At 67.3% G+C, this 25842-nt stretch carries 20 protein-coding genes; 14 read left to right on the top strand and 6 right to left on the bottom strand.

From position 1 onward, the window contains the following. The 8 genes from IE243_RS01555 to IE243_RS01520 form a co-directional block, all read left to right on the top strand. Positions 1-913, top strand: a 913-nt coding sequence (locus tag IE243_RS01555; RefSeq protein ID WP_280514572.1) for a transketolase C-terminal domain-containing protein, incomplete at its 5' end; no start/stop codon positions are given. A 6-nt stretch (positions 914-919) separates the two neighbouring features. After that, positions 920-1678 (top strand): TlyA family RNA methyltransferase, encoded by a 759-nt coding sequence (locus IE243_RS01550; RefSeq protein ID WP_191317571.1) that lies wholly within the window; start codon positions 920-922, stop codon positions 1676-1678. Between the two features lie 288 nt (positions 1679-1966). Beyond that, positions 1967-3232 carry a class I SAM-dependent RNA methyltransferase gene (locus IE243_RS01545; RefSeq protein WP_191317570.1) on the top strand — a complete coding sequence of 422 codons (1266 nt, stop codon included), beginning with the start codon at positions 1967-1969 and terminating at the stop codon, positions 3230-3232. Beyond that, a complete protein-coding gene (locus tag IE243_RS01540) occupies positions 3229-4683 on the top strand; it encodes an FAD-binding oxidoreductase (protein WP_191317569.1) in 1455 nt (484 codons plus the stop codon). Before IE243_RS01545 ends, IE243_RS01540 begins: the two co-directional genes overlap by 4 nt. A 421-nt stretch (positions 4684-5104) precedes the next feature. Beyond that, complete coding sequence (locus tag IE243_RS01535; RefSeq protein WP_191317568.1) at positions 5105-5527, top strand: ElaB/YgaM/YqjD family protein; 423 nt, start codon at positions 5105-5107, stop codon at positions 5525-5527. Beyond that, positions 5527-6045 carry a hypothetical protein gene (locus IE243_RS01530; protein WP_191317567.1) on the top strand — a complete coding sequence of 173 codons (519 nt, stop codon included), beginning with the start codon at positions 5527-5529 and terminating at the stop codon, positions 6043-6045. The genes IE243_RS01535 and IE243_RS01530 overlap by 1 nt, the downstream gene beginning before the upstream one ends. A gap of 404 nt (positions 6046-6449) precedes the next feature. After that, a complete protein-coding gene (gene ppdK / locus IE243_RS01525) occupies positions 6450-9122 on the top strand; it encodes a pyruvate, phosphate dikinase (RefSeq protein WP_191317566.1) in 2673 nt (890 codons plus the stop codon). 219 nt (positions 9123-9341) lie between these two features. Continuing rightward, positions 9342-10730: a cell wall hydrolase gene (locus IE243_RS01520; RefSeq protein ID WP_244642605.1), complete on the top strand. Its 1389-nt coding sequence runs from the start codon at positions 9342-9344 to the stop codon at positions 10728-10730. Positions 10731-10982: 252 nt separating this feature from the next. Here the strand turns inward: IE243_RS01520 and IE243_RS01515 are convergent, their stop codons facing one another. After that, a complete protein-coding gene (locus IE243_RS01515; protein WP_191317565.1) occupies positions 10983-11441 on the bottom strand; it encodes a Ros/MucR family transcriptional regulator in 459 nt (152 codons plus the stop codon). A gap of 796 nt (positions 11442-12237) precedes the next feature. Here IE243_RS01515 and acuI point away from each other — a divergent pair. After that, positions 12238-13242: an acrylyl-CoA reductase (NADPH) gene (gene acuI, locus IE243_RS01510; protein WP_191317564.1), complete on the top strand. Its 1005-nt coding sequence runs from the start codon at positions 12238-12240 to the stop codon at positions 13240-13242. A 466-nt stretch (positions 13243-13708) separates the two neighbouring features. Here acuI and IE243_RS01505 read toward each other — a convergent pair whose 3' ends face one another. Beyond that, complete coding sequence (locus IE243_RS01505) at positions 13709-14677, bottom strand: LysR family transcriptional regulator (protein ID WP_191317563.1); 969 nt, start codon at positions 14675-14677, stop codon at positions 13709-13711. A 228-nt stretch (positions 14678-14905) separates the two neighbouring features. On the opposite strand from IE243_RS01505, the gene wrbA reads away from it, so the two are divergent. Further along, positions 14906-15505, top strand: coding sequence for an NAD(P)H:quinone oxidoreductase (wrbA, locus tag IE243_RS01500; RefSeq protein ID WP_191317562.1), 600 nt, complete (start codon positions 14906-14908; stop codon positions 15503-15505). A 109-nt stretch (positions 15506-15614) separates the two neighbouring features. On the opposite strand, the gene IE243_RS01495 is transcribed toward wrbA, so the two are convergent. Beyond that, positions 15615-16592 (bottom strand): L-threonylcarbamoyladenylate synthase, encoded by a 978-nt coding sequence (locus IE243_RS01495; RefSeq protein WP_244642602.1) that lies wholly within the window; start codon positions 16590-16592, stop codon positions 15615-15617. Between the two features lie 291 nt (positions 16593-16883). Between IE243_RS01495 and IE243_RS01490 the strand changes: the two genes are divergently transcribed. The 4 genes from IE243_RS01490 (at position 16884) to IE243_RS01475 (ending at position 21488) form a co-directional block, all read left to right on the top strand. Continuing rightward, positions 16884-18689, top strand: coding sequence for an acyl-CoA dehydrogenase family protein (locus tag IE243_RS01490; RefSeq protein WP_191317560.1), 1806 nt, complete (start codon positions 16884-16886; stop codon positions 18687-18689). Positions 18690-18842: 153 nt separating this feature from the next. Then, complete coding sequence (locus tag IE243_RS01485; protein WP_191317559.1) at positions 18843-19343, top strand: GNAT family N-acetyltransferase; 501 nt, start codon at positions 18843-18845, stop codon at positions 19341-19343. 569 nt (positions 19344-19912) lie between these two features. Further along, positions 19913-20902 carry a magnesium transporter CorA family protein gene (locus IE243_RS01480; RefSeq protein ID WP_191317558.1) on the top strand — a complete coding sequence of 330 codons (990 nt, stop codon included), beginning with the start codon at positions 19913-19915 and terminating at the stop codon, positions 20900-20902. 25 nt (positions 20903-20927) lie between these two features. After that, on the top strand, positions 20928-21488 hold the full coding sequence (locus IE243_RS01475; RefSeq protein WP_191317557.1) for an AAA family ATPase: 561 nt from the start codon (positions 20928-20930) through the stop codon (positions 21486-21488). A gap of 207 nt (positions 21489-21695) precedes the next feature. On the opposite strand, the gene glyS is transcribed toward IE243_RS01475, so the two are convergent. The 3 genes from glyS to IE243_RS01460 all read right to left on the bottom strand — a co-directional run bounded on the left by glyS (position 21696) and on the right by IE243_RS01460 (position 25842). Further along, complete coding sequence (gene glyS, locus IE243_RS01470) at positions 21696-23888, bottom strand: glycine--tRNA ligase subunit beta (protein WP_191317556.1); 2193 nt, start codon at positions 23886-23888, stop codon at positions 21696-21698. 80 nt (positions 23889-23968) lie between these two features. Continuing rightward, the gene (locus tag IE243_RS01465; protein WP_191317555.1) at positions 23969-24895 is read right to left on the bottom strand and encodes a glycine--tRNA ligase subunit alpha; all 927 of its coding nucleotides are present in this window, start codon (positions 24893-24895) and stop codon (positions 23969-23971) included. Between the two features lie 122 nt (positions 24896-25017). Continuing rightward, positions 25018-25842: a tRNA1(Val) (adenine(37)-N6)-methyltransferase gene (locus IE243_RS01460; RefSeq protein ID WP_244642599.1), complete on the bottom strand. Its 825-nt coding sequence runs from the start codon at positions 25840-25842 to the stop codon at positions 25018-25020.

Here is a 25842-nt window from a genome sequence, read left to right as displayed (position 1 = left end):
CTTCCCCGTCACCGCCGCCATGCCCTCAGGCACCGGGCTCGATCTGTTCGGCAAGGAATTTCCGACCCGCACCTTCGACGTGGGCATCGCCGAGCAACACGCCGTCACCTTCGCCGCCGGCATGGCGACGGAAGGCTACAAGCCGTTCTGCGCCATTTACTCCACGTTCCTGCAGCGCGCCTATGATCAGGTGGTGCATGACGTGGCGTTGCAGAATCTGCCGGTGCGTTTCGCCCTCGACCGCGCTGGCCTCGTCGGCGCCGATGGCCCGACCCACGCCGGCGCCTTCGACATCGCCTATCTCGCCTGCCTGCCCAACATGGTGGTGATGGCCGCCTCCGATGAGGCGGAGCTGGTTCACATGGTCGCCACCGCGGCGGCCTATGAAGACGGCCCCATTGCCTTCCGTTATCCGCGCGGCGAGGGCGTTGGCGTCGACATGCCCGAGCGCGGCGTTCCGCTGCCCATCGGCAAGGGCCGCATCGTGCGCGAAGGCTCCCGCGTCGCGCTGCTGTCGCTGGGCACGCGCCTCGCAGAAGCGCTGAAGGCGGCTGAGGAGCTGGAGGCGCGCGGCCTGCCGACCACCGTGGCCGACGCCCGTTTCGCCAAGCCGCTGGATCTGGAGCTGATCCTGGGCCTGGCGCGCACGCACGAGGTGCTCATCACCATTGAAGAGGGCTCCGTCGGCGGTTTTGGCTCATGGGTATTGCAGGCGCTGTCAGATCATGGCGCGCTCGACGGCGGCCTCAAGGTGCGCGCCATGACGCTGCCCGACGCTTACCAGGATCATGACAAGCCGGAGCGCATGTACGCCGACGCGGGCCTCGACGCCGCAGGCATCGTCGAAAAGGCGCTGTCCACCCTCGGGCCAGCCTCCGCCGACGCGCGTTCCGCGCCGCGCCGGGCGGGCTGACGGATCATGGCGCGCGATCGCGCCGATACGAAAGCCGCGCGCGATCGCGCCGATCGGGTGCTGGCGGCGCGCGGATTCTTCGACAGCCGGGCCAAGGCGCAGGAGGCGATTGCCGCCGGCCTGGTGCAGGTCAACGGCAAGATCCTCGCCAAACCGTCCGAGCAGATCGACGCCGATGCGGACATCGTCGCCGGAGCGCCCTATCCGTGGGCCTCGCGCGGGGGCGTCAAACTGGCGGCGGCGCTGGACCATTTCGGCCTCGATCCGGCCGGAAGAACCTGCGTTGATCTGGGGGCTTCAACCGGTGGCTTCACCGACGTCTTGCTCACGCGCGGCGCCGCCAGGGTGCTGGCGGTGGATGTGGGCCACGGCCAGTTGCACCCCCGCATCGCCGCCGATCCACGGGTTGTGGCCTTTGAGGGCCAGGACGCCCGCACGGTGACGCCGGAAGCGCTGGGCGGGCCGGCCGATATGGCCGTGATGGATCTGAGCTTCATTTCCCTGCGTCTGGTGCTGCCGGCGGTTCCACCGCTGCTGAAGGCTGGCGGGGATCTGGTGGCGCTGATCAAGCCGCAGTTCGAGGTCGGGCGGGCGCTGGTCGACAAGGGCCTGGTGCGCGACGCCGCGGCGCGACAACGCGCCTGCGACGACGTCACGGCGCTGCTGGCGCAGTTGGGCTTCACGGTCCACGGCGTCATCCCCTCGCCCATTGCCGGCGGCGACGGCAACCAGGAGTTTCTTGTGGCGGCCGCACACGCCGCCTGACAACTTTTCGGCGCCGCCCTGTATGGAGGGATGCGAGCGTCGGAATCAGGTCATTCGAGCATTTTTGGACAAAGTGAACTCCACTTTTCATGAATAAAATGCGTTATATCAGACAGATAGCGCGCTTCGGCGAACCGGGCTTCACGGAAAGCGCTCCAGGTGGACGCCGCCCGGTGGGCGTGGGGCGCGCGCGAGCAGCCTGCAAAACGGAATGAAGCGAAGAGATACGGCGAAGCTCAGGTTCGACATCAACTGATCCTGGCTCTGAATGTCAGAAAGGGTCCGCGCGTGGCGGAGCAACTCACCATCGACCATCTTGGCGCGCGCGGCGACGGCGTGGCGCTGACGCCGGATGGCCCCATCTATGTCGACCGCGTCCTGCCAGGCGAGGTGGTTGACGTCGAGATCAGCGGCAATCGCGGCCGGCTGCTGTCGGTGGCGCAGGCGTCGCCCCAGCGTCAGGCGCAGGATTGCGCATGGTACGACAAGTGCGGCGGTTGCGTCGCCCGCCATATGGCCCCGGACCTGTATGCGACCTGGAAGACGGGCGCCGTGCGGGCCGCCCTGCAACGCGGCGGCGTCGCCGACGCGCTGCGCCCCATGGTCGACGCCCGTGGCCTGGGTCGGCGCCGCGTCACCCTGCACGGCCGGGTTTCGCCCGGAAAGCCCGCCGCTGGCTTCATGGCCCCGCGCAGTCACGATCTCATCGCCATCGACCGCTGCCTTGAACTGGAGCCGGGCCTTGACCGGGCCCCCGCCGTGGCCACAGCCCTGACGCGCATGCTCGCCAGCTTTGGCAAGCCGCTCGACATCCAGCTCACCGCCACCCAGGCCGGCCTTGACGTCGACATTCGCGGTCTTGGCCAGAAAAACCTTGGCAAGCAGGCCGACGCCACCCGGTTGCGCCTGGTGGAAATGGCGGAAAAGCTTGACCTCGCCCGCCTGTCGCTGCACGGCGACGTGCTGGTGGAACGCCGGCCGCCGTTGATCGCCATGGGCAAAGCCCAGGTGGTTCCGGCCCCCGGCGGCTTCCTCCAGGCGACAGCCGCCGGCGAGCAGGTTCTCGCCGAACTCATGCTCGCGGCCGTCGGCAAGGTGAAACGCGTCGTTGACTGCTTTTCCGGTTGTGGCCCTTTCGCCCTGCGCCTCGCCGGGCAGGCCGAGGTTCACGCCGTTGAACTGGAGGCGCCGGCGCTGGCGGCGCTCGACCGCGCTTTCCGCGCCGCCCAGGGACTGAAGCGCGTCACCACCGAAAAACGCGACCTGTTCCGCCGCCCCCTGTTTCCGCAGGAGATTGACCGTTTCGACGCCCTGGTGCTCGATCCGCCGCGCGCCGGAGCCGAAGCGCTCGCCCAGCAGATCGCCGCCGCCAAAATTGGCAAGGTGGCGTATGTGTCCTGTGATCCGGTCACCTTCGCCCGTGACGCCGCCATTCTCACCGGCGGCGGCTTCACGCTCGCGAGCGTCACCCCGGTGGACCAGTTCCGTTATTCCGCCCACACGGAAGTGATCGGCGTATTCGAGCGCGCCCGCGCGCCAAAGGCGAAACGATGAGCAAGCCCGTCGCAGTCACCACTCCCATCGCCCGTCCCGCCGTCGATCTCGGCGGTTTCACCGCCATCGTCGGCGAGCGCCACGTCATCACCGCTCCGGCCGACATGGAGCCGCACCTGCGCGAGGCCCGCGACCTGTATCAGGGCGTCGCCCGCGCCGTGGTGAAACCGGCGACCACCGGGGAGGTCGCCGCCGTGGTGCGGCTGGCGCGGCAGCTGGGGCTGGTCGTGGTGCCCCAGGGCGGCAACACCGGCCTCGTCGGCGGCCAGATTCCGGGTGGCGAGATCGACGCCATCGTGCTGTCGCTGACCCGCATGGACCGGGTGCGCGACATCGACCCACTCACCGACACGATGACCGTGGAAGCCGGCCTCACATTGTTGAAAGTGCAGGAACTGGCCGAACAGGCCGACCGGCTGTTCCCCCTGTCGCTGGCTTCAGAGGGCTCATGCACCATCGGCGGCAACATCGCCGCCAACGCTGGCGGCACGGCGGTGCTGGCCTATGGCAACACCCGCGATCTGGTGCTGGGGCTGGAGGTGGTGCTGGCCGACGGCCGCGTCTGGCATGGCCTCAACAAGCTGCGCAAGGACAACACCGGCTACGATCTGAAGGATCTGTTCGTCGGCTCGGAAGGCACCCTCGGCATCGTCACCGCCGCGGTGCTCAAACTGTTTCCGCGCCCGCGCAGCCGGGCCACCGCCTTCTGCGCCGTGGCAACGCCGACGGCTGCGCTGGACCTGTTGATGCTGGCCAAACGTCAGGCCGGCTCCGCCCTCACCACCTTCGAACTGGTGCCGCGCATCGGCGTCGAATTCGTGGTGAAGCACATTCCTGGCGCGCGCGATCCACTCAGCGACGCCTCCCCCTGGTACGTGCTGCTGGAGCTGTCCTCGCCAGGGGAGAGCGGCCTTGACGAGATCATGGAAGGTCTGCTGGAAGCGGCGATTGAGAACGGCCTGGTTTCTGACGCCGCCATTGCGGCCTCGCTGGACCAGCGCGCCGGCTTCTGGACCCTGCGCGAGGCGCTCTCCGAGGTGCAGAAGCACGAGGGCGGCTCGATCAAGCACGACGTCTCGGTGCCGGTGGCGCTGATCCCGCAATTTCTCGACGAGGCCATCGCCTGCGTCACCGCCATGGTTCCCGGTTGCCGGCCGGTGCCGTTCGGCCACATGGGCGACGGCAACATTCACTTCAACGTCAACCAGCCGGCAGGCAGCGGCGACCCCGCCGAAAAGGCGGCCTATCTGGACCAGTGGGACGCCATGAACGAGGCCGTGCACGCCATTGTCGCCCGCCACGGCGGCTCGATTTCGGCCGAGCATGGCGTCGGCCGGCTGAAGCGCGACCTGCTGCCCGGCTTCAAGGATCCGGTCGCCCTCGACCTGATGCGGGCCGTCAAGCGCGCCATCGACCCCGACGGGTTGCTGAACCCCGGCGCAGTGCTTTGACGGAACCCGCCTGCCCCTGAGACGATGCGCGCGGACCGCCCGTACGCAGCACGCCGCCTGATCGCCAACCCGGCCCGGGCCCGCCCGCTTGCGGCGGGAGCGGACAGGGCCAGGGAACAAGGCGGCGCCCAGACAGTTGTCCCAGTGCAGGCGGGCCGCTCCGGCGGAATTTACCACTGTGGACGATGTTGATTGCGCAGCGTAGCCAACCGGCGCAAGCTTGGGCGCAAGCGCCTGGCTGGTGGATTGTCGCCGATGCGATGCATGTTCCCGTGTGGTCCAGCCTGCCGAAAAACCGCGCCCGGGACCCGGATCCGTTCACGCTGAACGGCTTCCGCGCCCTGGCATGAACGGCGCCCGTCTCCCGCCAGACCGTCGGCGGGCCGTGCGGCGCAACGCAAAGCAACAGGAGCGGATTGGCATGGCCCAGAAAGACGATGCGACGCCCGGCGGAGCTGGCGGCAACGCGACCGATGAAGTGAAGAAGGGCGCGGCTGAGATCCGGCAGGCCGCGGACCAGGCCAGGGACGACATCGCCGATGATCTGCGCCAACTCCGCGAGGATATAGCCAGGCTGAGCGAAACCGTCACCGCGATCGCGGCCAGCCGGGGATCGGCGGCGGCGTCAGCCGTGGGCGACAGCGTGCGCGCCATGAAGGACAATGTCTTCGCCACGGCGGCCGACGCCTGTAGCGCGGGCGCCGATATCGCCGGTTCGGCCAGGCAACACGCCGCCTCCTTTGCAGGCGACGTGGAGGACACCGTGCGCCGCAATCCGTTGGGGGCCATTCTGACCTCCCTCGGCGTCGGCGTCCTTATTGGCCTCATGACCCGGAGTCGCTGATGTTTGGCGCGCTGATGGCCGCAGCGTCGGCGCGGATCGCGGAAACCCGCCAGAGCATCGTCAGGCTGGTCATTGGCGTGACGATCGCCGTGGCGGCTTCCATCATGCTGATCTCGGCCCTGCTCAGCGCGCTGTTCCTGGCGGTCGCCTTTTACTGGGGGCCGGTGGCGGGCCATCTGGCGGTGGCCGGCGCGGCGCTGCTCATCGCCGTCATCGCCCTGATCTACGCGTTCGCCCGCCCGCGCCGCAAACCCGCGCCGCTGCCGGCAGTCAACGCCGCCAGCCTCGGCTCCGCCGCCGTGGACGCGGCGACCGACATCGGCGCCAAAGCCGCCGGCGCCGCCGCGGCCCAGGCTTTCGACGCGGCCCGCTCCGCTGGCGAAAGAATCAGGTCAATCGGCGAGGCGCTTTCCGCCGACATCGCTGGCGAGCGCAAGCAGCCCGTGGCGCGCAAGACCATCATCAACGCCACCCTGGCCGCCGTGCTGGTTGGTTTGCTGATCGGCCGCAAAATGTAACGTCCCAGATGCGAGGTCGGGGGCCGCCCCCCGGTCCGTCTTCCTGCGCCTGCGTGCGGATGTGGCGCGATGCGTTTTGACGCGGGTTGCGGCGGCGTTCTGTCCTCGACATCGGCGTTTGACGGTCTCAAGGCGCAAAGAATGCCGTCAAAATACAGCTGGCGGTCGCAGAATCTGATCAATCGACGCTCAAGCAGCATTGCCTTTTGCGATTCTATCCGTACACCCTCCCGGACCTGGCAGGCTGGCGCGCGAGGCGCCCATCCGGGACCATTGCGGTTCCCGATCAATGGGTGGCTCACGCTCCGGCTCCATGAAAGGGACAGTCTGACGCTCCTGAAGGAACCGCCATGGCGCTTCCTCCCGCAGGCGGGCTGGCTCTAACCAAGAGAGTGGCGCCAATCATGACGAAGTGGGTCTACACCTTTGGCGACGGACGCGCCGAAGGCGAAGCGGGCATGAAGAACCTCCTGGGCGGCAAGGGCGCGAACCTTGCCGAAATGGCCAATCTCGGCCTCCCCGTGCCCCCCGGTTTTACCGTGACCACCGAGGTTTGCACCTGGTATTACGCCAACGGCAAGACATATCCCGCCGACCTGGAAGCACAGGTGAACGCCGCGCTGGATCACGTCGGCGCCATCACCGGCAAGACCTTCGGCGACCGGGAAAACCCGCTGCTGGTTTCCGTGCGCTCCGGCGCCCGCGCCTCCATGCCGGGCATGATGGATACGGTTCTCAATCTCGGGCTCAATGATGAGACTGTAGAGACCATCTCCCGCCTGTCCGGCGACCCGCGGTTCGCCTGGGACAGCTACCGCCGCTTCATCACCATGTATTCCGACGTGGTGCTGGGCGTTGAGCACCACCATTTCGAAGACGCCCTTGACCAGGTGAAGAACCGCAAGGGCTATGGCCTCGACACCGATCTGTCCGCCGAGGACTGGAAGGGCCTGGTCGGCGTCTACAAGGACATCGTCAATCGCGAGCTTGGCCGCCCCTTCCCGCAGGACGCGAAGGAGCAGCTCTGGGGCGCCATGGGCGCCGTGTTCGGCTCGTGGATGAACGCCCGCGCCAACAAATACCGTGAGCTGCATGGCATTCCGGCCAGTTGGGGCACGGCGGTCAACATCCAGGCCATGGTGTTCGGCAATCGCGGCGTGACGTCCGCCACCGGCGTCGCCTTCACGCGCAACCCCTCGACGGGCGAGAAGGAGCTGTACGGCGAATACCTGATCAACGCCCAGGGCGAGGACGTGGTGGCCGGCATCCGCACGCCGCAGGACATCACGGAAAAGGCGCGGATCCACGCCGGCTCCGACAAGCCCTCGCTCGAGCAGGAAATGCCGGAGGTCTACGCCGAACTCGTCCGTATCTATGGCCTGCTGGAAAAGCACTACCGCGACATGCAGGACATGGAGTTCACGGTCGAGGAAGGCAAGCTGTGGATGCTGCAGACCCGCAACGGCAAGCGCACGGCGCGCGCCGCGCTGCGCATCGCCGTCGATCTGGCCAGCGAAGGTCTGCTGACCAAGGAAGAAGCGGTGTTGCGCGTCGAGCCCCAGGCGCTCGACCAGCTGCTGCACCCGACCCTTGATCCCAAGGCCGCCCGCACCCTCGTCGCCAGCGGCCTGCCGGCCTCCCCTGGCGCGGCCTGCGGCGAGATCGTGTTCTCCTCCGATGAGGCGGAAGACGCCCGCAAGGCTGGCCGCCGCGTCATTCTGGTTCGCATCGAAACCAGCCCTGAAGACATCCACGGCATGCACGCCGCCGAAGGCATCCTGACGACGCGCGGCGGCATGACCTCGCACGCCGCCGTGGTGGCCCGCGGCATGGGCAAGCCCTGCGTCTCCGGCGCCGGCTCCATCCGCGTTGACTACAGGGCCCAGACCATGACGGTCGGCGGCCATGTCTTCAATCGCGGCGACGTCATCACCCTGGACGGCGGCACCGGCGAGGTGTTCGCCGGCGCGGTGCCGACCATCGAGCCGGAACTGTCGGGCGAGTTCGCGACGCTGATGGGGTGGGCCGACGCGGGCCGCCGCCTCAAGGTGCGCGCCAACGCCGATACCCCCCGCGACGCCAGCACCGCGCGCACCTTCGGCGCCGAAGGCATCGGCCTGTGCCGCACCGAGCACATGTTCTTCGACGCGGACCGCATCATGACCATGCGCGAGATGATTCTCGCCGAGGACGCGGACGGCCGCCGCGCCGCGCTGGCCCGCCTGCTGCCCATGCAGCGTTCGGACTTCGCCGAGCTGTTCACGTTGATGGCTGGTCTGCCGGTCACCATCCGCCTGCTCGACCCACCGCTGCACGAGTTCCTGCCCCATACCGAGGCGGACATCGAAGAGGTGGCGAAGGCTATCGACGCCTCGCCCGAGAAGGTGCGCCGCCGCGCCCAGGAGCTGCACGAGTTCAACCCGATGCTCGGCTTCCGTGGCTGCCGTCTGGCGGTCGCCTATCCGGAAATCGCCGAAATGCAGGCGCGGGCCATCTTTGAGGCCGCCGTCGAGGCGTCGAAGAAGACCGGCCAGCCGGTGATCCCGGAAGTGATGGTGCCGCTGGTCATGACCCGCGCCGAGTTGGACCTGGTCAAGGCCCGCATCGACGCCATGGCCGCCGCCGTGCAACAGGAGACCGGCGCCAGCTTCACCTACCAGGTCGGCACCATGATCGAGCTGCCGCGCGCCGCCTTGCGCGCTGGCGAGATCGCCGAATCGGCTGAGTTCTTCTCCTTCGGCACCAACGACCTGACCCAGACCACCCTTGGCATCAGCCGCGACGACGCCGGCTCGTTCCTCGGGACCTATACGGCTGCCGGGCTGCTGCCGGCTGATCCGTTTGTCACCATCGATCAGGACGGCGTCGGCGAACTTGTGCGCATCGGCGTCGAGCGCGGCCGCAAGACCCGCGCCGGCCTGAAGGTCGGCATCTGTGGCGAGCACGGCGGCGATCCCGCTTCCGTCGCCTTCTGTGAGGAAACCGGCCTCGACTACGTCTCCTGCTCGCCCTACCGCGTGCCGATCGCCCGCCTTGCCGCCGCGCAGGCCGCCATCCGCCTCAAGGGCGTGCAGTAAGGCTTCAGCGGAGCCCTGAAGAACGGAAACAGGCCGGCGCAATCGCGCCGGCCTGTTTCGTTTGCGTCGCCGCCGCCGCCCCCGCTGTTTCGCCCGGGCACACTTGTGCAGCCGGCTTTACCGTTTCTAAACGCTGTTGCGTGATTCTTTCGTTGTCGCCGGATCAGATTCTCCGGCCCGGGCTCCCGTCGGCACGACTGGATAAATGGCAGCGAAACCATGCGTTTGCGTCGCAACAGGATGAAATGGCTCTGCGCCACGACCACGCCATGGGCCCTCGGGGCCGGCATGCTCGTGTCGTTCACCGCCAGCGCCGGGCAGGATCTGAGCGTCGGCGTCAGCGCTGGTCCCGCGCCCGTCAAATACGCGATCCTCGATCAGGACAATCTGGTGCCGCAGGCGCCTGGCCTCGTCGCGGCGACGCTTGGACTTGCCGGTGGCAATTCTGGCCTTGCGAGCCTCGGGCCTTCCCAGGCTGGCGCGGCGATCCGCCTCGCGTCCTACACCAATGACGCCGACCTGCGGCTGTTTCCCGGACCCGACGAAGTCGGCCAGGCTCCACGCGACGACCTGAAGCAACAGGCCCGCCGCCTGCCTGATCCGCGCTTCCCGGAAGTGCAGCGCCAGCGCAAGGGCGACCCACAGGTGGCGCTCCGTTCGACACTCAGCCGGGCCGGACGCGATTCCGGCTGGACGCGACCAGCCACCCACGCCGGCAAGCTGCTCTTCACCCGCGACGACCGGCTGCTGCCACGCACCATCATGATGGAAGGCCCGGTGGAAGTGCCGGCGCTGGAAGACGTGCTGCGCTTCGAAGCCGCTGACGACGAGTACGACGGCGCCACGGCGCAGCAGAGCGCTGAATCGTCGCCTGTCGCCCCTTCCGCCATCGCCACCGGCCCCACGGACCCGGCCGACGCGCCGGAGGCGCCTGAAAAGGAAGCGGCGGAGAAGCTGTTTGGCAGCGCCCGTCGCGCCGCCACGTTCTCGTGGCGCCGGCCCAGTGATGCGCGCGACGGCGGCACGCCAGCGACCCCGCGCGCCATGGCGCTGGCCTCCGCCACGCCGGCCCCACCTGAGGCCACGCCCATGGAAATCGCCGCCGCGCCGGTGATTGTCGCCCCAGGCCAGAGCATGTCCGTCGTGGCCCGCCTCAGTCCAGGGCGTCAAAGCTACGCCGGCCTGATCAGCCCCGACCACATGGCGCGTGAACAGCGCTGCCTTGCTGAGGCGGTGTATTTCGAAGCCCGCAGCGAGCCGGCCGCCGGCCAGGCCGCCGTGGCCCAGGTGGTGCTGAACCGCGTCAAGAGCGGGCTGTATCCAACCACGGTCTGTGGCGTCGTCTACCAGAACCGCCACCGCCACAACGCCTGCCAGTTCTCCTTCGCCTGTGAAGGCAAGCGTCTGGTCACCAACGAAACCGCCTCCTGGCGTCAGGCGACGCAGATCGCCCGCGCGGTCTATGAAGGCCAGACCTACGTCGCAGAAGTTGGCGGCGCCACGCACTATCACGCCGACTATGTCCGGCCGCGCTGGGCAAGGAAGCTGAAGAAAAACGACGTGATCGGCCGCCATATCTTCTATCAGTTGCGTCCAGGCCAGACCTGACCTGAGTTGACCTGAACTGACCTGCAAAACGGTCAACAATGATCTGACGGCAAAACCAGTCGCCTGGCCTCATGCCAGACCCGATGAGTACGTTTCATTGAATTCTGGGGGGCTGGAGCAGCGCACGCCACACCGCGCAGGAACGTGCGCCACACCGATTTGAACCCTGCAGATCACGGATGCGCCTGTGACTTCGCGCCCTGACGTCAACCAACGTCAGGGCGCTTTTATGGGGCAGCCGCGCCTGCAGGTTCAGGAGCGCGCCAGCCGCCGTCCGCCGGTGTTGGCTGCGGGGGAGCGTTCACCACCCTCCGGCGTAAACACATCGTTGTAGCCATATGGTCCACGTGTGCGCGGCGAAGCATAATTGGGCGCGATCATCGGGTAAGTGGGAGGCAAATTCCACTTGGCCCTGTAGTCCGCCGGCGTCATGCCAAACGCCGCGCTCAGATGCCGCTTCAGAAACTTGAAGCGCTTTCCGTCTTCCAGACAGACAATATACTCTGGCGTAACTGATTTTTTAACTGGAACCGCTGGCTTCAGCTTGCTGGCCGCTTCAGCCACGGACCCACTAAGCCGGGTCAACGAACCATGAACTGAATTGATCACATCGGACAGCTGATCGCTGTCGATTTGATTATTTTTGACGTAAGCAGAAACAATACTGGTCGTAAGGCTGATAATATTATCTTCGATGATGTCTTCAGACACAGCCGCTCTCCTCTCAAGAAAGCTGACGGAATGGGACAAGTGTTACGCGCAGCACAGCAAATACAACCCCAATTCGCGGATATGCGCCCAATAGAGGAACATATTGCCTGCAGCGCTTTCACCTCAGGACAGACGCGCCTGCATCTCCCCAGACGCCATCAGATGGAACGACAACCTGATGAACAAGAATTACAGCAGATAAATACTTTTTGCAATGGCAAATACACAAATTCAAATCCGGCAAAAATAATATAACATGAATTAATACTTGAATGACGCGCCAACCCGCGTCTGACGCCATTTCAGGACTGCGCCCACGCATCCGCAATCTGCAAGACCCAGATCGATGGGGCGCATATCCCTCGCAAGGAACGCCATGCGCCGCCGGGCCTTTCCCGCTGCCTCAGACAGACGTTCGCCAGCCCGCCAACGACCGGGGCTCCCCCGCAAAACCGCCAGGGATTTGCATCAGCAAAAGCCGGGTTGCGCTGAACAGATGCAGGTTCGGCCCCCAACCTGCCTGGCCGCGCGCCAGCCAGACGCCGCCCGGCGCCCGGCGCCCGGGCCCCCGGGCGGCCTGGCCGATCAACATCCATCAAATACAGCTTCCCTGTTGCCCGATGCGTCGCAATCAGGTTGAACCAGACAGCACGCCAAAATCCCACGGGCCAGGCTCAGGGGATTTTGGAAAAGCCCGGACCTGGCGGGTTGCCGATGTGGCGATGTCGTCGCGGCCCGGGATCGGACGCAATGGCGGAGCCGGGCGAGACCCGGGCCGCCGCAAGGGAGAGAACCCATGGCGACAGGCAGTTTCCGCGCGCTGGTGGTGCGCAAATCTGACAATCCCGATGACAAGACCCAGCGCGTCAGCCTGGAAACTGTCGACGATACGATCCTGGGCGAGGGCGACGTCACGGTGCGGGTCACCCACTCCACCGTCAATTTCAAGGATGGCCTCGCCATCACCGGCCGCTCGCCGATTATCCGCCGCTGGCCGATGATTCCCGGCATCGATTTCGCTGGCGTGGTCGAACAGTCGGACAGTTCCGCCTTTCCTGTTGGCTCTGAAGTGGTGCTCAACGGCTGGGGCGTCGGCGAGGGTCATCCAGGCGGCTACGCCCAGCGCGCCCGCGTCAAAAGCGACTGGCTCGTGCCGCTGCCGGCCGGCCTGACGGCGGCGCAGGCCATGGCGATCGGCACGGCCGGCTATACGGCGATGCTGTGCCGCATGGCGCTGGAGCGCCATGGAGCCACGCCGGACCAGGGGCCGGTGCTGGTCACCGGCGCCTCCGGCGGCGTCGGATCGGTCGCGGTGGCGCTGATGGCGGCGGCCGGCTGGGAGGTGATAGCCTCCACCGGACGCCCTGAGGAAGCCGCCTATCTGCAGGGCCTCGGCGCCACCACGGTCATGAACCGCGAAGAGCTCTCCGCCCCCGGCAAGCCGCTGGGCAAGGAGCGCTGGGCGGCCGCCATCGATTCGGTCGGCTCCCACACCCTCGCCAATGTGCTGGCCTCGACGAAATATCGCGGCGCCGTCGCCGCCTGTGGCCTTGCCCAGGGCATGGACCTGCCGGGCTCGGTCGCGCCGTTCATCCTGCGCAACATCGCCCTGCTCGGCGTCGACAGCGTCATGTGTCCGGTCGCCGACCGTCGCGAGGCCTGGACGCGGCTGGCGAAAGAACTGGACCTGCGCAAGCTTGGCGACATGACGTCGACCATCGGTCTCGACGATGTGGAGGGCGCCGCCCGCGACATCCTCGCGGGTCGCGTACGCGGCCGCCTCGTCGTGAACATCGGCTAGAGCATGTTCGGGAAAAGTGGAGCCCACTTTTCGTGAAGAAAATGCGTCAGATTGGCGAGATTGAGCATTTGTGTGAACTGGCGTTCGCCGAAATGCTCAAGTTGAAAGAATTTAACATTTGCCACCGCCTTCTCAGGCGGCGCGCAAATGTTAAATTCATAAGATCAACTGTAAAATAGTTCGCTGTCGGCCTTTTGCCGCCGGCATTCACTCCGGCGCTTCGCATCGCGGCATGCGCATGTCGGAAGCAGACCATGAGAAGGTTTCCAGGCGAAGCGCGCCGCTTCGCCTGGAAACAACGCGACGGACAGAGCAGGCGCCGGAATGGGAGGGCCGCCAGCAACATATTGATGTTCTGGTGGAACTGGCGTCCTGGCGAAACCTGGGGACCGGACATTTACCCCTGCGCCGTGCAAGGCCTGGCGTCGATATCAGCGCTGGAGCGCCCCCTTTGGGCCCGATCCGGTCAATCCTGCGGCGTCCAGGGCGCCTCGCCCTCGATTACCGGGCGGCAACGGTTGAGCTCGCCCCCAACGAAATCCATAAAGGCGCGCACGCGCGGCGCGTGGCGCAAATCCTGATGGGTCAGCAGCCACAGGCTGCTGGAAATGTCATTGTGCGGCGGCGACAGCCGCACCAGATCGCCATTCAGGTCTGCGGCCATGCATGGCAACGGGCCGATGCCCAGACCCGCGACAACCGCATCCATCAGTGAGCGCACGGTGTTGACGCGAAACCCGACCTGCTCGTGACCGCCAGCCTGGTCGCGCACAAAGCGCGCCGCCCGGATCTCGCTTAGTTCGCCGCCCAGCCCCACCCAGCTTGCCCTGGCGCAAATCTCGGGCGCATGGCCGCCAGTGCTGTCCGCGAAATCAACGCGGCGGCCATAAATCGCCCAGGCGATGCGGCCGATGCGACGTCCCACCAGGGTTTCGCCTGGCTTGTCCGTGGCGCGGATGGCGATGTCGGCGTCGCGGCGCGACAGATTGAGCTGCGCGTTGTCCACCACCACGTCGAGGCGGATTTGCGGATGCCTCTGGCGAAACTCGCCAATGATCCGGGTCAGCAGCGTCCCCATGAGGCCGTCATTGGTGGTGACGCGCAACTCGCCGGAGGGAGCCAGATCCTTGCCCTCGACCCTGCGCAGGAAGCCGCTGGCCGCATCCTCCATGGCGTCGGCCACGGCCACCATTTCCTCGCCGGCGGCGGTGAGCGCATAGCCGCCGCGTCGTCGCTCGAACAGGGTGCAGTCCAGCGTGGCCTCCAGTTGCGCCAGCCGGCGGAAGACAGTTGAATTGTTGACGCCAAGCGTCGCCGCCGCTCCGGCCAGACCGCGCGCTGAGGCGATGGCGCGCACCAGGCGGAAATCATCCAGCGGCACGGCGGTATTGGTCAGTCGCGTTCGGGCGCGGTTGGCGGCGGTTGCTTCAGTCATGACAGGAGCATGACTTCAGATTGCAAATTTGCAATAAAACAATTGCGTCATCGGCTCTGGTCCTGCGCGAAAAGAATGGTCAGTTTGAAGGGGCGGCAAGACGGCGCGCCGGCGGGAACCGGCGCAGCACATGCCCTGTGCATCCGTTTCTGACCCCGTTTTTTTTGATCCACGCCACGCCGCTGCGAAGCGTTTCGCCGGCCTGGTTGCAGGACGCGGAGAATGACAATGACCAAGGTTCTGGTTCTCTATTATTCCAGCTACGGCCACATCGAGAAAATGGCCGAAGCCGTTGCGGAAGGCGCGCGTAGCGCTGGCGCGGACGTGACGGTGAAGCGCGTGCCGGAAACGGTTCCGGAAGATCTGGCCCGCAGCTCCCATTTCAAGCTCGACCAGGCCGCGCCGGTGGCCACCGTCGCCGAACTGCCGGAATACGACGCCATTATCTTCGGCGCGCCAACACGCTTCGGCGTCTTCGCCTCGCAAATGCGCGCCTTCCTCGACCAGACCGGCGGCCTGTGGGCCCAGGGCAAGCTGGTCGGCAAGGTCGGCAGCGCCTTCACCTCCAGCGCCACGCAGCATGGCGGCCAGGAATCGACCATCCTCACCTTCCATCCGACGCTGCTGCACCACGGCATGGTTGTGGTCGGCCTGCCTTACGCCTTCGCCGGCCAGATGGGCGTGGACCAGATCAAGGGCGGCTCGCCCTACGGCGCCAGCACCATTGCCGATGGCGACGGCAGCCGCCAGCCGTCCGAAGCAGACCTGGCCGGCGCCCGCTACCAGGGCGCGCATGTGGCGAAGATCGCCGCGAAGCTGGCTTCCTGACAAGCGCTCGCGCTCCCGATGCAGGGCTGGCGCCATCCCGCATCTGGGTCCGTAGCGGGGAAGAACGTCGGGGCCGGGTTCATTCCGGCCCGACCTGAAGCGGTTTGTCCTACTTCGGCGCGGCGGCGCGGCGCAGGCGGTCGTTGATCGCCTCGCCGAGATCCCGGTCCGGCACGGGCGTCGTCGCAATCGCGGTCACGCCAGCGGCGTCGAGCCGACGCAAGGCGCCGAACAGGCCGGCGGCGGCCTCCGCCAGGTCGCCGCTTTCGCTGAGATCCAGCGTCATCACGGCGTGCTCGCTGCCAGGCGGCCGGGCGCCGCCGAAGGTCAGCAGCGCCTCCCCCACCCGCACCTCATCGACATTGAGCCGAACCTGGGCGTTCGGCGCATAGTGCGACGCCAGCATGCCGGGCGAGGCGGGACGCGCCGGGTCGGCGTCAGCGTTCTCAACCAGCTTGCCTCCCAACACAGCCTCCAGGGTGCTCCGCGTGACGCCGCCCGGGCGCAGCAGCGTGGCGACGCCGTCAACAACCGCCACCACCGTCGATTCGACCCCCACCTGCGTCGGTCCGCCATCCACCACCGCGTCGATGCGACCATCGAGATCGGCCAGCACATGGGCGGCTGTGGTCGGGCTGACATGGCCGGAAGCATTGGCGGAAGGCGCCGTCACCGGCCGCCCGACCTGGCGCAGCAACTCCCGCGCCGCGCTGGTGGCCGGGACGCGCAGGGCGATGGTCGGCAGTCCCGCCACCGCCAGATCGCTGACGCCGGAGCCGGCCACGGCCGGAACCACCAGGGTCAGGGGCCCCGGCCAGAACCGCTCCGCCAGCCGCAACGCCACCGCGTCGAACGCGCCAAAAGCACGGGCGGCGGCGAGGTCCGGCACGTGTGAAATCAGCGGATTGAACGAGGGCCGCCCCTTGGCGGCGTAGATGCCGGCCACCGCCCGCCCGTTGGTCGCATCGCCGCCCAGCCCGTAAACCGTCTCGGTGGGAAAGGCGACAAGGCCGCCGTCGCGCAGCAGTTGCGCCGCGGTGGCAAGGCCGTCCGCGCTGGCGTCGAGTCGCAGGGTGCGCCGCGTCATCATCCGTTCCTGTATCCGGGCATCCGGCGCCCGCGCCTGTGTAGCGGCTTTGGTATCCTTTTGTATCCCTTTTGTCGCGCGGGCGCTGTCCGTCACAGTTCGCATGTCAGGGTCCGGATAAAAAGTCCCGCCAAAAGGCCCGGACGCAACAAGTTACGGAAGTCGTTTCCGAAATCGCCCGCCAGGAGCAAACAGGCCGCTGGCAAATTGACGGCGATGACATTAAACCTTCGTCTATACATGCGCCGGCGTCACGGTCGCCGGGCGATGCGCAGTCCGGAGATGATAACCATGACCTACGCCGCTCCCGTCAACGACATGGTCGAGACCATCCGCTCGGCCGCCGGCTTCGAGCAAGCTGTGGCGGACGGGGTTTATGGCGACCTGTCGCTGGATCTGGTCGCCTCGGTGCTGGAAGAAGCCGGCCGTTTCGCCAGCGAGCGCATCGCGCCGCTGAATCGCGTCGGCGACGAAATCGGCTCCCGCTGGAGCGATGGCGTCGTCACCACGCCGCCCGGCTGGAAGGAAACCTACCGCGACTGGACCGCGGCGGGCTGGAACGCCCTGCCCGCGCCGGAACAGTGGGGCGGCCAGGGCCTGCCGGCGATCGTGCAGGCCGCCTGCGCCGAAATGTGGAACGCCTCGGCCATGTCCTTCGCCCTGGCCCCGCTGCTGAGCGCTGGCGCCGTGGAGGCTCTGATCGCCCACGGCTCCGAGGAGCTGAAACAGACCTATCTGGCGAAACTGGTGGCCGGCGAATGGACCGGCACCATGAACCTGACCGAGCCGCAGGCCGGCTCCGACCTGGCGGCGCTGCGCACGAAGGCGGTTCCCAACGGCGACGGCAGCTATCGCATCACCGGCCAGAAGATCTTCATCACCTATGGCGAGCACGACATGGCGGACAATATTGTCCATCTCGTGCTGGCCCGCCTGCCGGACGCGCCGGCTGGCACCCGCGGCATCTCGCTGTTCCTGGCGCCAAAGTTCATCCCGGACGCCAACGGCAATCCGGGGCAACGCAACGACGTGCGCTGCGCCAGCATCGAGCACAAGCTCGGCATCCACGGTTCGCCCACCTGCGTCATGGTCTATGGCGACGAAGGCGGCGCTACCGGCTGGTTGATCGGTGAGGAAAATCGCGGCCTCAACTGCATGTTCACGATGATGAACGCCGCCCGTCTGGCCGTTGGCCTGCAGGGCGTCGCCATCGCCGATCGGGCCTACCAGCAGGCGCTGGCCTATGCGCATGAGCGCCGTCAGGGCCGCGCCAATGGCGCGCCGGCTGGCGAGATGAGCCCGATCATCCAGCACCCCAATATCCAGCGCAAACTGCTGACCATGAAGGCGCTGGCCGCCGCCGCCCGCGCCATCTGCTACCGCACCGCCGCCGCGCTTGATCGCGCCCATCTGGCCGCCGATCCGGCCGAGCGGGCGCGCGGCGCGGCGCATGCCTCGCTGCTGACCCCGGTGGCAAAAGCCTGGTCCACGGATATCGGCGTCGAGGCGGCGTCCATCGGCGTGCAGATTCACGGCGGCATGGGCTTCATCGAGGAGACTGGCGCGGCGCAGCACCTGCGCGACGCCCGCATCGCTCCGATTTATGAGGGCACCAACGGCATCCAGGCCATCGATCTTGTCACCCGCAAGCTGCCGATGAACGGCGGCGCGGTGGCGCAGGCCGCCATCGCCGCCATGCGCCAGACGGCGACGCAGGCCGCCAACGCCCAGGTTTCGGCCGGCGCGGCGTTTGGCGACGCCGGAGCCCGCCTGCGCGACGCCGCGGAATCGCTGGATCGCGCCACCGCCTTCCTGTTGCAGCAGCAGGCTGGCAATAACCCCGACGCGGCGCTGGCTGTCGCCACGCCCTATCTGCGGCTGTTTGGCATCGCCGAGGGTCTCGACGCCCTGCTGAATATCGCCCTCGCCGCCGCCAGGGCCATTGAGGCCGGCGACGCCAACCCGGCCCATGCCAGCCGCATTCAGATCGCCCGCTTCTTCGCCAGCAATATCGCTCCAGAAGCCCAGGCTCTGGAGCAGATCGTGCTGCGCGGCGGCGACGCCGTTCTGGACGCGCAGGACGCGCTGGTCGCCTGAAGCCGAACCGGCGCCTCAGTCAGACGACGGCTTGGCGCCGGCCGCCCATTTGCACTCCTTTCGCCGGCGCGCGACGCACAGCCGGCAGGAGGATGAAACGGCGTTGTCTGAACTGGGCGGCGCGACGCCCGCCATGGATTGGGGAAACAGCGCATGTTCCATATCCGGCCTGAAACGGCAGCCGACACAGACGCCATTCGCGCGCTGACCGCCGCGGCTTTCGCGGGCGCGCCTCACAGCTCAGGAACGGAAGCGGCCATCATCGACGCGCTGCGCGCAGCCGGAGCGTTGACCCTGTCGCTCGTTGCGGCGGAGGCTGGCGGCATTGTCGGCCATGCGGCGTTCTCGCCTGTGACATGCAGTTCCGGCGCGTCCGGGTGGTTCGGGCTGGGGCCGGTTTCCGCGCGCCCTGACCGCCAGCGCGCCGGCGTCGGCCAGGCGCTGATCCGCACGGGGCTGGCGACGCTACGCGATCAGGGCGCCGCCGGCTGCGTGGTGCTGGGCGATCCGCGCTATTATGGACGCTTCGGCTTCGCATGCGATCCGGCCCTGCGCTATGGCGATGTCCCTCAGGAATACTTTCAGCGCATCGTGTTTCGCGGACCGCCTCCTGCCGGCGAGATCACATATCACCCCAGCTTCGATAGCGTCTGACGCGTTGGTGAAGCCCGCGGGCGCAGGGCATGTGCAACAAGCGCATGCGTTCCGCCCGTATGAGCCTGCGGGTCCCGGATGCGCCGGCGCCGTCCTGACCTGAAGCGTCCCTGTCGCCGGCCCGGCAGCCTACGGCGGCGGGGCTGAAATCCGACAGCGCATCGCTGGTTGTCAGCGCCAGCGAAAGTCGCTAGAGCATCTCCTGCGGACACGGTTTTTGCGCCTGTAGCCGCGACAATTCAAACAGATAGAATGTATTGCGCCCGCCTGGCTAGAACCGGGACGGCGGAGCGGGAGCGGTTGACGTCGCCGCGCCGGCGCCTGTGGCGCATCCCAACCACGCCGGGGTTGTTCATGGCCCGTATTCAGACGTAATCGTTCCTGATCATGCCTGGAGCGCAATTCCGGAACGCGCCGTAAAACCCATTGCCTGTGAACGAACCGCCATCGGCCCGGGCCCCGCAAGAGGCGAAGGCCGTCCGCGTCGTCAACAGCGCAACCGAACACGTCCAGCCGTCACGCCAGTGACATGATCCCGGTGGCAATGCTGCCCGGCGGGAGACCAGACCATGATCATTGTTCACCGGCCAGCGACAACGCCTGAAGGCGAGGGTTTCCTGGAGCGGCGCATGCTCGTTCCCGGCGAGCTGTTTCCGGCCGACGCAATCTGGGTTGATCTGATCGAGCCGTCGCGCGCCGAGGCGCGCCTGGCGGAGGCGCACTATGGCGTCAGCGTCCCCACGCGCGAGGACACCGACTACATCGAGCCGTCCGAGTTGCTCTACAACGAGAACGGCGCCCGCTACATGACCACGCAGCTGCTGTTCAACGTCGCCCACGACGCACAGCTCGCCAGCGTCAGCTTCATTCTCGCCCGCAACACGTTGATCACCGTGCGTTACGATGAACCGAAGGCGTTCATCATGTTCGCCCATCGCGCCGGAAGGCCGGGCAGCGGCGGCCTCACCGCCGAGCAGGTGATGGCCGGCCTCATCGAAACCATCATCGACCGCGCCGCCGAAGTGCTCCAGAACATCGGCGAGGAGATCAACACCCTGTCCCGCCAGGTGTTCGAGACCAAGCACGACCCCGGCAAGCGCAACGCCGAGTTCCAGGACATCGTCCAGACCCTGGGCCATCACGGCGACCTGATCTCCAAAAGCCGCGAAAGCCTGCTGTCGATCGAGCGGGTCATGCTGTTCCTCACCGTCGCCTATCGCACCGCCCGCGTGCCCATGGAACTGCGCGAACAGGTGCGCACCAACCTGCGCGACCTGCAATCGCTGGAGGAGCACGCCACCTTCCAGAGCGGCAAGATCCAGTTCCTGCTCGACGCCACGCTCGGTCTCGTCAACATCGAGCAGAACAACATCATCAAGCTGTTTTCGGTTATGGCGGTGGTGTTCATGCCGCCAACCCTGATCGCCTCCATCTACGGCATGAACTTCAAGGCGATGCCGGAGCTCGACTGGAAGCTCGGCTACCCGCTGGCCCTGGTCGGCATGGTCATCGCCGCCATCGCGCCCTACTTCTTTTTCCGCTGGAAAAAGTGGCTGTAGCCCGGATCACCCCTGAAAGAGAGCCATGCATCGCCCGCCCCTGCGGATTGTCCTGACCGGCGGCCCCGGATCGGGAAAAACCACGCTGCTGCAGGCCCTCGCCAGCCACGGCCACGCCACGATGCCAGAAGCAGGACGGGACGTGATCCTGCAGCAGCAGGCCGGCGGCGGCGACGCCCTGCCGTGGCGCAATCCGGCGCGTTTCGCAGAGGCCATGCTCGGGCACGCCGTCGCGGCGTTCCATGCAACAGACGGCGCCCGGGGGCCGGTGTTCTTCGACCGGGGCATCGGCGACGTGCTGGGCTATCTGGAGCTGGTTGGCCTCAGGGACGATGCGATCGCGCATCGCTGCCGGCAGGCGGCGCAGTCCCGCCGCTATCATTCCCAGGTCTTCATCGCGCCGTTCTGGCCGGACATTTACGTCAACGACGCCGAACGCAGGCAGGACCTCGCCGAGGCGGAAGCCACCTGCGCGGTCATGGCCCGGGTCTGGCCGGCGCTGGGCTATGAACTGGTCTGGCTGCCGAAAGCGCCGGTGGCGGAGCGCGTCGCCTTCATCATGGCGCGGCTTGGCCCCGCACGTTGAGAACGGGGCGCCGCTCCAGGAGCGGTGACAGAAGCCGGCAAGCGATCCTTGCATGGCGGCAGCCCGGTTGGTGACAACGCCCCATTCCGGTGTTTCCCCGTCACGCTGGCTGATCCGGGGATCAGCGTCATCAGGCAGCGGCGCTCAAGAAAAACCCGGCGGACATCGTCTGCCGGGCCATTGTTGCATCAGTCGGCTGCGACGATTTCAGCCTTCAATGCGCGAGAAATCGGCGATGGCGCGCGTCGCTTCGCGGATACCGGCGAGCAGGCGCAGGCGATTGGCGCGCAGGGCCGCGTCGTCGGCATTCACCGTCACCGCCTCGAAAAAGGCGTCCACCGGGCCGCGCAGCGCCGCCAGCGCCGTCATGGCGCCCTGGTAGTCTTCCCGCTTCACCGCCGCTTCCGCCGCTTCGCGGGCGGTGGCCAGCGCCGTGAACAACGCCTTCTCTTCGTCGGCCTGCAACAGGGCGGCGTCGGCGGCGGCGTCCCATGCCGCGCCGTCCTTCTTCTCCTCGATGCGCAGGATGTTGGCGGCGCGCCTGACGCCGGCCAGCAGCGACTTGCCGTCGGCGGCGTCGAGGAACTGCTTCAGCGCCTCAACCCGGCGCACCACCAGCAGCAGATCGTCCTGATCGCCCAGCGACAGCACCGCGTCGATCAGATCGTGGCTGTAGCCCTGATCGCGCAGGAAGACCTTCAGGCGGTCGTGGAAGAACTCCAGCAGCGACACCGCGTCGGACGACACGACGCGACCGGCGAATTCTTCCGGCATGCGCGGCGCGGCGCGCTTCGCCCCTTCCGGCTCCGCCTCCTGGCAGATTTCCACCAGCGGCAGCCGCAGGTCGTTCTCCAGCACCAGACGGATGACGCCGAGCGCCGCGCGGCGCAGGGCGTAAGGGTCCTTGGAGCCGGTCGGCTTCTCGTCGATAGCCCAAAAACCGGCCAGCGTATCCAGCTTGTCGGCCAGGGCCACGGTGACCGAGATCGGCGCCGTCGGCGTGCGATCGGACGGGCCGAGCGGCTTGTAATGGTCCTCAAGCGCCGCCGCCACATGCGGGTCCTCGCCCTCGGCCACCGCGTAGTAACGGCCCATGAGGCCCTGCAATTCCGGGAACTCGCCCACCATTTCGGTGGTGAGGTCGGCCTTGGCCAGGCGGGCGGCGCGGGTCGCCAAGCCGCCGTCAGCGCCGATCGCCAGCGCGATCTTGCCGGCCAGCTCCACCAGCCGCTCGACGCGCTCGCCCTGGGTTCCCAGCTTCTCGTGGAACACGGAGCGGGAGTCGATCAACTTCTGCAGACGCTGCTCCAGCGGCTTCAGATGCCTGGTGTCCTCACGCTCGCGATAGTCCGGCATCGGCCGCTGGTCGGTCTGCCAGAAGTGGCGGGCGTCGGAGAGGCGGGCGCGCACCACGCGTTCGTTGCCGGCGATGATGGCGGCGCCGCGATCCGGCGCGACGATGTTGGACACGAGGATGAATCTGTTGGCCAGCGCGCCGTCAGCCTTCTTCAGCACGAAGCACTTCTGGTTGGCGCGGATGGTGGCGCGGATCACCTCCGGCGGTATCGCCAGGAACTCCTCCCCGAAGGCGCCCATCAGCACCACCGGCCATTCCACCAGGCCGGCGACCTCTTCGAGCAGGCCTTCGTCTTCCACCAGCTCCAGCCCCTGGGCGAAGGCCAGATTGCGCGCCTCGGCCAGAATGATGTCCTTGCGGCGGTCGATGTCGAGGATCACCTTCGCCTTCTCCAGCACGGCGACGTAATCGTCGAAGCGCTTCACCTGGATCGGACCGGGGAACCCGGCGCCCTTCGCCATGAAGCGGTGGCCGCGCGTTTCGTCGCCCGCCGTCACGCCGCCGACGCTGAACCGCACGATCTGCGGCTCCTCGGTTTCAGGCCCGAAGGTGGCGACGATGGAATGCAGCGGCCGCACCCAGCGCATCGCGCCCGGCTGGGCGGAGGCGGCGCCCCAGCGCATCGACTTCGGCCATGGGAAGTTCTGGATGATGCGCGGCAGCACCTCGGCCAGCACGTCCAGCGTCGGCTGGCCGGACTTCTCGATCACCGCCACATAGAACTCGCCCTTTTTCGGATCGGACACGATTTGCGCCTGGTCGACAGAGGTCAGGCCGGCGCTCTTCAGGAAGCCCTGGATCGCCCCCTCCGGCGCGCCGACGCGCGGTCCCTTGCGCTCCTCGCGCACGTCCTGGCCCACCGCCGGCAGGCCGGCGACGTGCAGGGCGATGCGACGCGGCGTCGCCCAGGCGCCGGCGCCTTCATACAGCAGGCCGCGCTCGACGAGGGCGTTGGTCACCAGGCTCTGCAGGTCCTGCGCCGCCTTGCGCTGCATGCGGGCGGGGATTTCTTCACTGAACAGTTCAAGCAGAAGGTCGGGCATCGGAGGTTCCATCGGCCCCGGTGGGCCTGAAAAGCGTCAAACGGGCGTGCGGCGAAACGGTTGCGGAGGCCTGGATCAACTCAGGCCGCCGCGCCGCCGCCCTCGGTGCGCAGCCACGCGGCGCCGCAGGCCTTGGCCAGTTCGCGCACGCGCAGGATGTAGCTCTGCCGCTCGGTGACCGAGATCACGCCGCGCGCATCCAGCAGATTGAAGGCGTGGCTGGCCTTGATGCACTGGTCATAAGCCGGCATGGCGAGGCCGTGGCGGCCGTCGGCGCGCTCACCGGCTTCGAGAAGGCGTTTGCACTCCTTCTCGGCGTCGGCAAAATGACGGAACAGGATTTCCGTGTCGGCGTATTCGAAATTGAACGCGGAAAACTCCTGCTCGGCCTGAAGGAACACGTCGCCATAGGTCACCTTGTCGTCGCCTTCGCCGCCGTTGAAATTGAGGTCGTAGACGCGCTCCACGCCCTGCACATACATGGCGAGGCGCTCAAGGCCATAGGTCAGTTCGCCGGCTACCGGCGCGCACTCCACGCCCGCCACCTGTTGGAAATAAGTGAACTGCGACACTTCCATGCCGTCGCACCAGCACTCCCAGCCAAGGCCCCACGCGCCGAGGGTCGGGCTCTCCCAGTCGTCCTCGACGAAGCGCACGTCATGCAGCGCAAGGTCGACGCCGATGGCCTCCAGCGACGCCAGATACAACTCCTGCAGGTTCGGCGGGTTCGGCTTCAGGATGACCTGATACTGGTAATAATGCTGCAGCCGGTTGGGGTTCTCGCCATAGCGCCCGTCGGTGGGGCGGCGCGAGGGCTGCACATAGGCGGCTTTCCACGGCTTCGGCCCCAGCGCCCTCAGGGTGGTGGCCGGGTGAAAGGTGCCGGCGCCCACCTCCATGTCATAGGGCTGGAGAATGACGCAGCCCTGCTTCGCCCAGAAATCGTGGAGCGTCAGGATAAGCCCCTGAAAGGAGCGCTTCGGGCTGGACTGATCGGAGCCGGTCATGATCGCATTCTTCTGATATCGCGTGCTTCTGTCGCTGCGGCGGCGCGCCGACGCAGGTCCCTATACAACGAAAAGCCAACGGAAACAGTTGGAATTCGTCCGGACGCAGCCGTGTCCAGCGATCAACCGCCCCATGGCAGGCGTTCGCCGGCATGCGCGCGGGCCGCTTCGGCGGTGAAGGCCCCATCCCGTTCGTGCAGCGGGAGCGGCGCATCGAGCACGAACGGGCCGCGCCGGCCGCGCGCCCCGCCCACCATCACCCGGATCGCCGGATCGCCGGCCCGCGCCGCCACCGGCCGCACCCGCACGTCGCCAAAGCGCCGCGCCATTCCTGCGAGAATCGCCGGCAGGGCTTCAGCCCGGTGGATCACCAGCAGCGCCCCGCCCGGCCGCAGCAGCCGGCAGGCGCACCGCAACCAGGCCTGCAGGGCGTCCTCCCGCAACGGCGCCTGGACCTCACTCCCGGTCGCATCGAACACGTGCGCCGCCCGCCGGCCAGCGCCTGGCGAGGCGCGCACCGCCTCCGGCGCGAACCAGGGCGGGTTGGTCACCACCAGGTCCTGGCTTTCCGCGGCAAGGCCCGCAGCCGCCAGCGCGCCCGGCCGCGCCAGCAGATCGACGTTGAGGACGCGAACGCGTTTATCCATGCCGTTGCGGGCGATATTGCCGGCGCACAGCCCCGCCAGACCGGCGTCACGCTCAGCCAACGTCACCTGCGTTTCTAGCGCGGCCAGGGCCACCCCCAGACCAATCAGCCCGCTGCCCGCCCCCATGTCGAGCACGTCAACTGTCCGCCGCAGCCGCCGTGACAGCGCCTCCGCCATGGTCGCGCCGGCCATGGCGGCGAGTACGCCGTCGGTGCCGCCGCGATGGTGCCCGCTGCGGAACTGCGCCAGTTGCAGCCCGCCATTGAAGAAAGCGTCGAGGCTTTGCTCCGCATCAACCAC

The sequence above is a fragment of the Camelimonas fluminis genome, from assembly GCF_014656355.1.
Lineage (GTDB): Bacteria > Pseudomonadota > Alphaproteobacteria > Rhizobiales > Beijerinckiaceae > Camelimonas > Camelimonas fluminis.
The sequence above is the reverse complement of the archived record's forward strand: the minus strand, read 5'-3'. Positions and strand labels throughout refer to the sequence as shown.

Bases quoted from the DNA above. Each gene is read 5' to 3' on its own strand.
- IE243_RS01550 (WP_191317571.1), top strand. From the start codon at position 920: ATGGCGCGCGATCGCGCCGATACGAAAGCCGCGCGCGATCGCGCCGAT.
- IE243_RS01540 (WP_191317569.1), top strand. From the start codon at position 3,229: ATGAGCAAGCCCGTCGCAGTCACCACTCCCATCGCCCGTCCCGCCGTC.
- IE243_RS01535 (WP_191317568.1), top strand. From the start codon at position 5,105: ATGGCCCAGAAAGACGATGCGACGCCCGGCGGAGCTGGCGGCAACGCG.
- IE243_RS01530 (WP_191317567.1), top strand. From the start codon at position 5,527: ATGTTTGGCGCGCTGATGGCCGCAGCGTCGGCGCGGATCGCGGAAACC.
- ppdK (WP_191317566.1), top strand. From the start codon at position 6,450: ATGACGAAGTGGGTCTACACCTTTGGCGACGGACGCGCCGAAGGCGAA.
- IE243_RS01520 (WP_244642605.1), top strand. From the start codon at position 9,342: ATGCGTTTGCGTCGCAACAGGATGAAATGGCTCTGCGCCACGACCACG.
- acuI (WP_191317564.1), top strand. From the start codon at position 12,238: ATGGCGACAGGCAGTTTCCGCGCGCTGGTGGTGCGCAAATCTGACAAT.
- IE243_RS01505 (WP_191317563.1), bottom strand. From the start codon at position 14,677: ATGACTGAAGCAACCGCCGCCAACCGCGCCCGAACGCGACTGACCAAT.
- wrbA (WP_191317562.1), top strand. From the start codon at position 14,906: ATGACCAAGGTTCTGGTTCTCTATTATTCCAGCTACGGCCACATCGAG.
- IE243_RS01495 (WP_244642602.1), bottom strand. From the start codon at position 16,592: ATGACGCGGCGCACCCTGCGACTCGACGCCAGCGCGGACGGCCTTGCC.
- IE243_RS01490 (WP_191317560.1), top strand. From the start codon at position 16,884: ATGACCTACGCCGCTCCCGTCAACGACATGGTCGAGACCATCCGCTCG.
- IE243_RS01485 (WP_191317559.1), top strand. From the start codon at position 18,843: ATGTTCCATATCCGGCCTGAAACGGCAGCCGACACAGACGCCATTCGC.
- IE243_RS01480 (WP_191317558.1), top strand. From the start codon at position 19,913: ATGATCATTGTTCACCGGCCAGCGACAACGCCTGAAGGCGAGGGTTTC.
- IE243_RS01475 (WP_191317557.1), top strand. From the start codon at position 20,928: ATGCATCGCCCGCCCCTGCGGATTGTCCTGACCGGCGGCCCCGGATCG.
- glyS (WP_191317556.1), bottom strand. From the start codon at position 23,888: ATGCCCGACCTTCTGCTTGAACTGTTCAGTGAAGAAATCCCCGCCCGC.
- IE243_RS01465 (WP_191317555.1), bottom strand. From the start codon at position 24,895: ATGACCGGCTCCGATCAGTCCAGCCCGAAGCGCTCCTTTCAGGGGCTT.